General features: G+C 47.9%; 10 protein-coding genes. 1 reads left to right on the top strand and 9 read right to left on the bottom strand.

Features of this window, described 5'->3' with window-relative positions:
- The first annotated feature begins 62 nt into the window (after positions 1-62).
- On the top strand, positions 63-1,697 hold the full coding sequence (locus ACUZ8J_RS10005; RefSeq protein WP_248968338.1) for a diguanylate cyclase: 1,635 nt from the start codon (positions 63-65) through the stop codon (positions 1,695-1,697).
- A 231-nt stretch (positions 1,698-1,928) separates the two neighbouring features.
- Here ACUZ8J_RS10005 and ACUZ8J_RS10000 read toward each other — a convergent pair whose 3' ends face one another.
- The 9 genes from ACUZ8J_RS10000 to ACUZ8J_RS09960 are packed head-to-tail and all read right to left on the bottom strand — an operon-like array spanning position 1,929 to position 11,505.
- On the bottom strand, positions 1,929-2,984 hold the full coding sequence (locus ACUZ8J_RS10000) for a protein-glutamate methylesterase/protein-glutamine glutaminase (RefSeq protein ID WP_374919162.1): 1,056 nt from the start codon (positions 2,982-2,984) through the stop codon (positions 1,929-1,931).
- A 3-nt stretch (positions 2,985-2,987) separates the two neighbouring features.
- A complete protein-coding gene (cheD, locus tag ACUZ8J_RS09995; RefSeq protein ID WP_086904262.1) occupies positions 2,988-3,608 on the bottom strand; it encodes a chemoreceptor glutamine deamidase CheD in 621 nt (206 codons plus the stop codon).
- Between the two features lie 3 nt (positions 3,609-3,611).
- The gene (locus ACUZ8J_RS09990; protein WP_446693737.1) at positions 3,612-4,442 is read right to left on the bottom strand and encodes a CheR family methyltransferase; all 831 of its coding nucleotides are present in this window, start codon (positions 4,440-4,442) and stop codon (positions 3,612-3,614) included.
- Positions 4,443-6,413, bottom strand: coding sequence for a methyl-accepting chemotaxis protein (locus ACUZ8J_RS09985; RefSeq protein ID WP_446693736.1), 1,971 nt, complete (start codon positions 6,411-6,413; stop codon positions 4,443-4,445).
- Between the two features lie 5 nt (positions 6,414-6,418).
- Positions 6,419-6,931 carry a chemotaxis protein CheW gene (locus ACUZ8J_RS09980; RefSeq protein ID WP_446693735.1) on the bottom strand — a complete coding sequence of 171 codons (513 nt, stop codon included), beginning with the start codon at positions 6,929-6,931 and terminating at the stop codon, positions 6,419-6,421.
- 14 nt (positions 6,932-6,945) lie between these two features.
- Complete coding sequence (locus ACUZ8J_RS09975) at positions 6,946-9,129, bottom strand: chemotaxis protein CheA (protein WP_446693734.1); 2,184 nt, start codon at positions 9,127-9,129, stop codon at positions 6,946-6,948.
- A gap of 18 nt (positions 9,130-9,147) precedes the next feature.
- Positions 9,148-9,513 (bottom strand): response regulator, encoded by a 366-nt coding sequence (locus tag ACUZ8J_RS09970; protein WP_011626096.1) that lies wholly within the window; start codon positions 9,511-9,513, stop codon positions 9,148-9,150.
- Positions 9,514-11,211 carry a SpoIIE family protein phosphatase gene (locus ACUZ8J_RS09965; protein ID WP_446693733.1) on the bottom strand — a complete coding sequence of 566 codons (1,698 nt, stop codon included), beginning with the start codon at positions 11,209-11,211 and terminating at the stop codon, positions 9,514-9,516.
- Positions 11,212-11,505, bottom strand: a complete 294-nt coding sequence (locus ACUZ8J_RS09960) for an STAS domain-containing protein (RefSeq protein ID WP_086904268.1) — start codon at positions 11,503-11,505, stop codon at positions 11,212-11,214.
- Positions 11,506-11,510 lie beyond the last annotated feature (5 nt).

The raw sequence follows: 11,510 nt of genomic DNA, 5'->3' as shown, positions 1-11,510 counted from the left end.
TATTGCATACGCGCCCGCAGTGCACCAGCTTATCCTATAAATTCTGATGGTGGTGATAGCCTATGAGTCTTGAAGAATCCTTAGAACAACTAAAACGTCAGTACTTACATGCACTACCCGATAAGAAGAAACAAATTATCACCCTGTGGATCTCGCTACGGAAAAACTGGCAGAGCCATATGCTGTCGGCGGTCTACCGTGAAGTCCATAACTTAAAAGGCTCCTGCGAAACTTTTGGCTTGACCGACACCAAAGAGATTGTCGATAAGCTTGAACTGCTGTTAAAAAATTTACTCGATTCGCCCGCACCAGCGCTGAATGTGATCAAAAGCTTAGATACCCTCTTTCACCAACTGCTGCAAAATAACCTCCGTGGCGAGCCAGCGGCCCCCGTGGTTGAAGCGCAAATGCAGCACAGTCCCTATAAGCCGACAAAAGCACGGCACGAGTATCGAATAGCAATTATTGAGGATGACAATAATGTCGGGGCGATGATAACGAAGCAGCTGCATGAATTTGGTTTTAATGTGCAGCACTTTTTAAATTTCACCGACTTCCTCGAAATTCAAAATACCTCGCCCTTCGATTTGATTTTATTAGATCTCATCTTGCCCGATTATACCGAAGAAGCCTTATTTACCGCGGCGACCGAGTTTGAGAAGCACAATACCCGAGTGTTTGTTCTCTCTTCCCGCGGTGATTTTGAGATGCGACTGCTGGCGATCCGTGCCAATGTCAGCGAGTATTTTGTCAAACCCGCCGAAACCACCCTACTGGTACGCAAGATCCACCAGTGGCTCAAAATGTCAGAAAAACAGCCGCTTAAAATTTTGCTGGTGGACGATCAGCAATCCATGGTCGATTATTTTTCCAGTCTGCTTCGCAGTCATGGGCTGATGGTGAAAGGCATGACCAAACCCGAGCAAGTGCTGCCGACCCTAGAGCAATTTGAGCCAGATCTGTTTATTTTCGATTTGTATATGCCCGATGTGAATGGTTTAGAGCTGGCGAAAATGATCCGCCAATTAGATAAATACAGCTCAAGCCCTATCCTAGTGCTCAGTTCCGACGACACTATGCAGAACAAGGTCAGCATCATTCAGGCGGGCTCCGACGATTTAATCTCGAAACAAACCGCGCCAAGTCTGTTTGTGACGCAAGTGATTTCCCGCGCCCAGCGTGGCCATGATATTCGAAGCTCCGCCAGCCGCGATAGCTTAACGGGCCTGCTTAATCACACCCAGATCCTCGTTGCCGCCCGCCGCTGTTTTAACCTCGCCAAACGCATCAACTCCTCGGTGTGCATTGCTATGCTGGACTTAGATCACTTTAAGCAAGTGAATGATACCTACGGACATTCTGGCGGCGACAAAGTGCTGTTGGCCTTTGCCCATCTGTTGCAGCAATCCCTGCGTCCCGTGGATTTTATGGGCCGATACGGCGGCGAAGAATTTATGCTGGTCTTGCCCGATCTCCCCGCGCCCTTAGCTATTGCCAAGCTTAATGCTATTCGCGAGAGCTTTAGCCATATTGTGTTTGTCGAAGAAGGCGCCGAATTTAAAGTCACCTTAAGCGGGGGCTTAGCCTTCTCGACCGAATGCAGCGAGTTTCAAGACTGTCTATTGCTAGCGGATAAAAATCTGTATGAGGCAAAACGTACCGGGCGCAATCGTTTAATCACCACCTTAATAAAATAAACCCGACTCTCGCGATATGCTCTGATCATATGTTCCGGCGATAATCTCGTTATGTTAGGGCTTTAAATAATTGATCAATGGTAGTGTGCATGACTAACTACACGAATGCGCACAAATAAGAATGTTGTGTGGAATGACAAGGTAGCGCGTAATTTGCCATTGTTTGCGATTGATAAGAACAAAGTGCGTCGACGCGCTAGGCCTGCAATCTTAACAGACGTTGTCAGTGCTTTAGTCTCGCTTAAGCGAGGCTAAATAATTGAGCATCTTATCCGCCAGTTGCGGCAGTTCGACGACATGATGGATAACGCCGCGTTTGATCGCTTCCCTTGGCATGCCGAACACCACACAGCTCTGCTCTCCCTGCGCAAAGGTTTTACCGCCCTGTTCATCGATTAACGCCATACCATCGGCGCCATCTTTGCCCATGCCAGTTAGGATCGCCGCAGTGGTATTGGCCCCCGCGCACTCGGCAACCGAGTTAAATAGCACATCGACCGACGGCCTATGGCCACTCACCTTGTCGCCCTGGGTCAAGCGGGTCTTAAAACTGCCGCCGACCTTAATCACTTCTAGGTGCTGATCCCCCGGCGCAATATACACATAACAGGGCAGCAAACGTTCGCCATCTTCGGCCTGTTTGACATTCAAACGGGTGAGTTTATTTAGCCGCTCCGCAAAAGTACGAGTAAAGCCCGGTGGCATATGTTGGGTGATCACAATCGGTGGCATTACCGCCGGAAACTGCTGTAACAGCGACAAAATGGCTTCGGTACCGCCAGTGGAGGCGCCAATTGCCACCAATTGGGTGTTGATTACTCTGCTGCTCAGCGCGGGCTTATGGCTAGGTTGCACCACGACGGCAGGAGCTGCTCGTTGGGTTTTCAGTTTCGCGTGGGCGGCCGATTTAATTTTCTCCAAAATTAAATCTTGGTATTCATTAAAATCCTGGGGCGAATCTAATTTCGGCTTAGGGATAAAGTCCACCGCCCCGAGGGCGAGCGCGTTAAATGTAGCGTCAGCGCCTTCTTCGGTTAACGACGAAATCATCACCACCGCCGTGGGTCTAGCCTTCATTAATCGGTCTAAAAAGGTCAAGCCATCCACTTTAGGCATTTCAATATCTAAAGTGATCACATCGGGGCGATGCTGATTAACCATATCCTTGGCCATATAGGCATCGGCGGCCATGCCAACTAGGGAAAGTTCGCTATCGGCTTCGATCATCTTGCCCAATAAGTTACGGATCAATGCCGAATCATCAACCACCAGTACTTTTATCGTCATGTCTTAGTCACCAAAGAGTTCCACATCTCCGCCACTCGGCAAATTCCTGATCCTTAGGCGATACTCACTTTCCCTGTCCATAATGGTGCTATTATGCATTGTTCTGATTTTTCTAACTTTTACTAAACCTGTCGCCGGAAAAAAATACACTTTCCGAGGATAATAATCGAGTAAGTCTGCGGCCAAAATGGGGATTTGTTCCATCTGTAAATATTCGAGTACAAACTCCGCATTGCGCTCACCGATATTATGGGCGGTGATCCCATTGAGCATATTTCCGCCCCCGAACACTTTAGCGACCAAGGCACGACGCCGCGCACCGAGTTTGAGCAACTCATTGATCAGCAACTCCATAGCGTACACACCGTAACGGGCTGAATCGGTTAAGATCCCCGAACTGTTGCCATTATCACTCGGTAATAAAAAATGATTCATTCCACCAATTTTTAAATCGGGATCGGAGAGGCAAACGGACACACATGAACCTAGCACTGTGACTATCATGGTTTGGTCGCGGGTGGCGAAAAACTCCCCCGGCAGAATTTTGACCGCATCACAGCCAAAATGATGGTCATAATAGCGATTCGGCTCGATAACGGGGTATTCAATATTCGGCTTTGGCACTCATCAAGCTCCCTTTACCGCCTTGTAGGTTGTCTGGCCCACTGGCTTAATGATCTGGGGGAACATATTAAAGTTCTCCGAATGGCCTGCGATGTAGAGTCCATCATCGGCAAGGGAAAGCATCATGTGTTTAAGAATGCTTTCCTGCGTAGTTTTATCGAAATAAATCATCACGTTTCGACAAAAAATCACATCGATTGGCGTCTTGATTGACCAAAACTCATCGACTAAGTTGAGCCGAGTAAACTGCAGCATCTGTTTGAGCTCTGGCACCACGCGCACATTGCCTTGTTGTGCCCCGCGCCCCCGCTGAAAAAACGCCTTCTTGCGCTCGGCACTTACCGCCTCGATACGCTCGATAGGATAAATACCCAGCTGCGCCTTTTTCAGTACGCCGCTGTCGATATCCGAAGCAATGATTTCGATGGGCGTGTTGAAGCGGCCAAAATGCTCGGCCACCACCATAGCAATGGAGTAAGGCTCCTCCCCCGTGCTACTGGCCGCACACCAGATCCTTTTGGTGTGCGGATGGGCCTGTAAATATTGTTTTAAGATCTCAAAGTGATGGGGCTCGCGAAAGAACGCCGTCTGATTAGTGGTTAGCGCATTAATAAACTCCTGATGTTCACTCTCGTGCGCCTGCAAATACTCAAAATACGCGGTAAATCCCTCTAACTTGAGCGCCCTTATCCGCCGGACTAAACGGCTGTACACCATGGCGTCTTTACTGTCGGCTAACTTAATGCCGGCAAATTGGTACAGCCGGGTTTTCACCGTATTAAAGTGCACCGCCGTAAAAACAAACTCTTTTCCTAGAGGTTGATGTTCGCTCAATCAAAAATCTTCCCATTCATCTTGGTCGGCTTTATTGACCTTTGGCGCCATCGCCTTAGGTTTAACGGGCATGCGAGTGACAGTCGATGGCGGTTTAACCGCTAACTTCTTATGGCTCGCCAAGGGTTTTGGCGTAGCTGTGGTATCTTCGTCCACGGTAAAGTTGGCCACACTGTCCGCTAACTGCTGCGCCTGCGATTGCATGCTTTCGGCTGCGGCGGCGGCTTCTTCCACTAAGGCCGCGTTTTGCTGCGTCATTTCATCCATTTGCACTACGGCTTTACTGATCTCATCGATACCGATCGCCTGCTCATTCGAGGCTGAGGCAATTTCGGCCATGATGTCGTTCACCCGCTTAATAGCGATGACGATTTCTTTCATGGTGTCGCCGGATTTGCCGACTAAGCTGTTACCGCTTTCGATTTTGGTCACAGAGTCGGAGATCAAGGCTTTAATGTCCTTGGCTGCGTTGGCTGAACGTTGGGCCAAACTTCTCACCTCTGAGGCCACCACCGCAAATCCACGACCTTGCTCACCGGCTCTGGCCGCTTCGACCGCCGCATTTAGCGCTAAGATATTGGTTTGGAAGGCTATGCCATCAATAACACCGATAATATCCGCAATCTTACGTGCCGATTCGTTAATCGATGCCATGGTTTGCACCACTTGCTGAATAAGTTCGCCCCCATCGACGGCGACATCGGCGGCCTTAGAGGCAAGTGCATTGGCCTGGCTGGCGTTGTCGGCATTTAGCTTCACTGTGCCCGTCAGTTCTTCCATACTCGCCGAGGTTTGTTCAAGACTCGAGGCTTGCTCCTCGGTGCGGCTCGACAGATCAGCATTGCCCTGAGCGATTTCGGAAGAGGCGGTATTAATGGTATCGGCGGCCTTTTGAATGTCTCTTATCATGTAAGAGAGCTTTTCAGCGGTTTGATTTGAATAGTTTTTCAAATCATTAAAGGTGCCTTCGTAATCGTTATAGATACGCGTGGTTAAATCGCCTTCGGCGAGCGCCATCAACACCCGCGCCACATCCTGTAGACCGCGATCCGAGGTCTCAATCAAGGCATTGAGGCTGTTCGCCAGCATTAAAAAGAAGCCCTGCTTACCTTGTGTCTCAGCCCGTTGGGAGAAATCCCCCGCCGCCGCCGCATTGACGATACGCGAGATTTCCTGCTCGATTTGCACTTCGACCGTGCGGTCGAGCCATTCGACAACAGAACCTAACCGCTCGCCCGTTTTGGAAATAATCGGGCTTGCGGTTAAGCGGAAGTGACAACTGGCCACTTTGATTTGCGATTCATATTTACGGTCGAGCTTGTCTAACAGACTCGCTTGATGGGCTGGATTCTTATGGAAAATATCCATCGAGCTGCCAAGAATTTTATCGACGGAGAAATGCGGCAGCGCTTGCCTGATCTCACTCTCGGATTGGCGCAGCATCGACTCCACCGAGCGGTTCATATAGATGATGGTGCGGTTGGCATCGGCGATCATCACATTGGTACTGGTATTATTCAGCGCCTCTAAAATGCGCTGCGTCGCCCGCTCGGACTCTATGCTCTCCGTTCTATCAATCCATTCAACCCCCGTACCTAAGTGTTTATTTTCACGGGTGATAATGGGCGTCAGGATCAGCTTAAAAGTCCGTTTTCCAATGGTGATTTGCGCCGTATGGGATTGGGTAAGGCGCTCGAGCATATTGCGTTGATGGGCCGGATTTTTATGGAAAATATCGATATTACTGCCCACCACCTTGGCCACAGAGAACTGCGGCAGCTCTTTGCGAATGTCCGCCTCAGCCTCGGATAACATATTCAATACCGCTTTATTAGCGTAGATAATATTGCGGTTGCTGTCGGCGATCATAAAACTGTTGCCGCTGTTATCTAATAATTGGAAATAGCGTTGCAGCTCTTCTTCCTTTTGCTGGCGCGCCTCTTCATTTCCAAACACATTGAAAATACCCATTATGATTACTCCTGATCAGACAGACTATTTGCATCAATTAGACCCAGCTCATCACTGCTGATCAGAGCCTGTATATTTACCAAAATGATCATCTTGTCTTCTACCGTTGCCAGCCCCTTGAGGTAACGGCTATCGAAGGCCACCCCAAATTCGGGGGCGGGTAGAATTTCTTCGGCGGCGAGTTTAATCACATCCGACACCGCATCGACGACAATCCCGACGATACGATCAAACACATTCAACATAATGACGATGGTGAACTCGTTGTAGGTCGCACTGCCCACGGCAAACTTCATCCTTAAATCGACAATCGGTACGATATCCCCCCTAAGATTCAGTACGCCTTTGATAAAACTCGGCGCATTGGCGATTTTGGTGACGGGTTCATACCCACGGATCTCCTTCACCGACATAATGTCGAGCGCATAGTGTTCTTCACCCAGCACAAAGCTTAAAAACTCGACCACATCGTGGACGCTGTACTCCTGCTTACTCACCGTGTTCGTGCGGTTATCCATTGCGACATCCTTAGTTAATTTTTGATATGCAGTGCAAGTGATTCAACATCGAGGATCAAGGCCACGCTGCCATCGCCCATGATGGTCGCCCCCGATACGCCGGGGATCCGCCGATAATGTTTTTCAAGGCTCTTGATCACCACTTGTTGCTGCCCGACGAGAGCATCGACACACAGGCCAAAGCGTTTATTATTGCTTTCGAGCAAGACCACTATGCCGGCTTCTGGCGTCTTGGCTTGGGGTTCGATTTCCATTAATTGATAGAGGTTTAGCAGGGGTAAATATTCTTCCCGCACCCTGAGTAACCGCTCTTTGGCCAAAAATTTAAGCTGCTCAGTTTGCGGTTGTATCGATTCGATAATGTGTACTAAAGGTAAGATATAAATTTGATTGCCTACGCTGACGCTCATGCCATCGACAATGGCTAAGGTAAGGGGAAGCTGGATTTCGAAGGTCGCGCCCTGACCCGCAACGGAATCAATATCAATCCGACCACCTAAGGCCTCAATATTCTTGCGCACCACATCCATACCCACACCGCGCCCCGAGACATCGGTGACCTCAGCCGCCGTTGAGAACCCTGCGGCAAAGATCAATTGCCACACTTGTTTGTCCGTCATGTTCTCGGGCAGCGCCATGCCATTTTCCCGGGCTTTTTGTAAAATGCGCTCGCGGTTTAACCCGCCGCCATCATCGTGGACGGCGATCACTATACTGCCGCCGCGCTGACTGGCTTTAAGGGACAAGACACCGGCTTCACTTTTGCCTGCTGCAAGTCTTTTTTCTGGTTTTTCAATACCATGGTCAAGACTGTTACGAACGAGGTGGGTGAGCGGATCGACTAACTTTTCAATCATCCCCTTATCAATTTCAGTGTTGCCACCCTCAATCACCAGACTGACATTTTTTCCAAGCTGATCCGATAAATCCCGCACCAGTCGATGAAAACGGTTAAACACGAACGACACGGGTAACATGCGCACCGACATGACAGCTTCCTGCATCTCCCGGGTATTACGTTCTAACTCATTAAGCGCGGTTTTTAGCCGCTCACCTAATTCGCCGCCCAGTTCATTACCGATAAGGGTGAGCATAGATTGGGTGATCACCAATTCACCCGCAAGATTAACTAGAGTATCTATCTTGGAGGTTTCTACCCTCAACGTGGCATCTTGGCTGGCGGCACTGGCCTTTTTCGCTGCGGGTTGACTACTGCTAGATGCCGAGCCTATGGTTGAAGTAGAAGATTGCGGCGGCATTGCCTCGGCTTTAGCTGCCGATTTAGCGGGCTGTTTACTGGCTTCTTGTGCGGGCTTTTTGGCTCGAGTCGATTGCGGCTTTGCAGTGTCCGCTTCTGCTCGTGGCGCTGACGCCTGATTAGTGATGGACTTCTCTTTGACCGATGTTGACGTTAAGGCATCAATTTCAGTGGCGAATGTTTCGGGCGTTAATGATTCAAAAAAGCCGTAGCCTAATTCATCATCTAGCGCATCGTCGCTAACAGTCGCAACTTGATTGGCAGCCAGATCAGCAACCGTCAGTTCATGCGGTGTCGAACTCTGCTCAGTTGCGGTAGATGCGTGAATATCCTCGGCGCGGATTTCCTTTGCGGTATAGGCCTCGTCAAAAAAGCCGAAATGTTCCGTTTCATCGACTAACCCAAGCTCCACTTCATCCTCAAAAAAACCGAAGCTATCGTCTACTGATTGAGTCGCTACACTTGGCTTAACCGCTGCTGGTAAAGGTTTGTCTTCGCTCTGATTATTGGCATTAGCGCTTGCCGCATTGGCGGTTTGAGTGGAAAAGGGTTCACCATTTAAGGCCGCCACCAGCTGGTTTTTGGCAAATTCCACCTGCTGCCAATCGATGGGCTCCTCTTCCCGATAGAGGTTTAAAATATGTGAAAGGGTATCTACGGTACGAAGCAAGAGATCAATGACAGAAGAGGAAAGCTCAAACGTGCCCTTTCGGGTTTTATCGAGCAAATTCTCCATTACGTGGGTCACGCTAGTAAGCGCGGTAAAACCAAAGATGCCACTGCCCCCTTTAATCGAATGGGCAGCGCGGAAAATGGTATTTAATTCTTCGGGATCGGGGGCGTCTAAATCTAATGCAAGGAGCAATTGCTCCATATTTTCAAGATGTTCGTGGCTTTCTTCAAAAAAAACCTGATGGAACTCTGCCATATTAATGGACATAGCACACCCCGACCTAGGTTAGCCCAGCACTTTGGCTGTGATAGCTAATAGCTTCTGCGGGTCAAAGGGCTTGACCATCCATCCCGTAGCGCCAGCAGCTCGACCTTGCGCCTTCATATCTTCACCGGCTTCGGTGGTCAGCATGACAATGGGCGTACGCATAAACGCCGTCATGGCTCTGAGGGATTTTATGAGCGTCAAACCGTCCATACGGGGCATATTTTGATCCGTCAAAATAAAATCGAATCGTTGTCCGCCACATAAATCCAGGGCTTCACGACCATCTTTTGCGAGCACGACTTGATAATTTGCCGACTTTAACGTCGCCTCAACCATCTGTCTGATCGCGGCCGAGTCATCAACAATTAATATTTTTTTGCTCATTTACCATTCCATTATGACTTTAGTTTTATTTCCTGGAGCCACTAACTCATAGCTCTTAGAGAGGGATTTAACCAATAAAAGACCACGACCCGAAATTTGAAACCAATCTGCGATTTCCTCCTGCTCCTTCGGCACATACCCATCACCACTGTCGGATACAGTGATCCTGAGTTCACTGAGTTGTGCATGCCATTCCAGTTCAACCTTGACCCAATCTTCAGCCTTAAGCTTGTCGATGCTGCTTTCACGTATGCTGTGGTATAACTCAAAACGTTCAGGATCATTTTTAAGACGAGAGTCTAACTTGAGCACACCATGGTCAACTGCGTTAGTAACTAACTCAGAAACAACAGTAAATACCCTCTGACTAAACGTAGTAGAAAACCCAAAAATATTCAAAAACTGATTCAGTGAATTTAAATAGTCGGCATTTAATAACATGGCGCCCATCATTTTAATGGCCCAAGTAAACTCCCCTTTCATACAAATTTGACTCGATTTATGTTCTCGTTCTCGATACCAGTTATGTAATAACTCGAAATCGAGTACACACACCGCAATATCATCGGTGATCTCGTGTTCAAAAATGGTTTTGAGCTTTTTTCTTAGGTATTCAGTTAAATCGCGACCATAAAAACTCAGCAACGAAATCACGCTGTCCATGCCAAAAAATGTGCCGCCTTTACTCTGTTGCTCAATTAATCCGTCACTGAGTAAACAGATCCGCCCCGTCCGCGGAATGGGAAACGAGGCAATATTCGCGATAAACGCACTGGGCGACAAAATGCCTAGTGCCATATTTTTAGAGCGGTATTTCTGTATGTGCTCATGCTCGGCATAAGCCGAATCGCTTTCCAATTCATCTTGATAAAGCAATGCGTCCGGCATGCCGCCATTCCATAGATTGATTTGATTTTTAAAGAAATCTATCTCTAAGACCACGGCCGCCACAAAACGATCGCCGGGGCTGTCTTCATACACGTTGGCATTAAGTTCATAAATCAAACTGACGAGATTAAAGCCTTTCGCCACCATGGCCCTGAAGGTATTGGCTACCCGCAAAATCGGCACAGCCGCACTTAATCCATGGCCGGTAGAATCCGCAATAATTAAGAAAAAGTTTCCGTTGGGCCCAACGGTATTAAGAATAATATCGCCGCTAAAATTAGCACTTGCTTGAGTAAAGGATTTAACGAAATCAAAACTGACATTGCGAATATTGACCAGATGCTCGAATAAATGCCTTGCCATTTGTTCTTCACGGGCCTTTTGATAGAGCATTTTTTCTAATATTGAGCGTTGTTGCTTAACTTGTTTTTCTAAGGAAAAATGCGCTAATAACCCTTCAACTTTATGCCAGAACAGTTCTAAATTAATCGGTTTAATAATAAAATCCAAGGCTCCTAATCTAAAGCAGGATATTATTTTTTGATATTCGTTATCCGCGCTGATAACGATTACGGGTACGGGCGATTCTCGGTATCGCAGTCTTTCTAATAACGTCAGGGCGGTACCGTCGGGTAAATAATAGTCTAATAAAATAAGCTCAATATTTTGCTGGTTAATTTCTTCGTTTGCTTCCTCCAGATTACAGCAAGTAATCACCCCCCAACCTTTACTGTGAATAAACGCCGTAATAATTTGGTTTGTGACTAAGTCATCATCAATGACCAGAATATAACGTTGGCTTTTAGGCACTTACACATCCCGTTCAACAAGATACAAACGTCCCATATTGGCAATCGTTATAATTTCTTCCGCTTGCCCATGCAGTCCCCGAATCGCCGTGCTGATCTGACGCTCAAGCGCCTTACGATGCAGCAGTACCATCATCCCCAGTGCCGAGCTATCAATGTAGAGCACGCGGCTAAAATCCAGCACTAAGTGCTTAATGTCCTCTTCGAGAAAGGCCTTTTGATAATCGCTGGTGAATTTTTTATGATGATAAAAATCAAAACGTTCTGGCAAAGAGATATAAAAAATATTAGCCATCACAA

This window comes from Shewanella sp. Koi 1 (assembly GCF_052907445.1).
The sequence above is the reverse complement of the archived record's forward strand: the minus strand, read 5'-3'. Positions and strand labels throughout refer to the sequence as shown.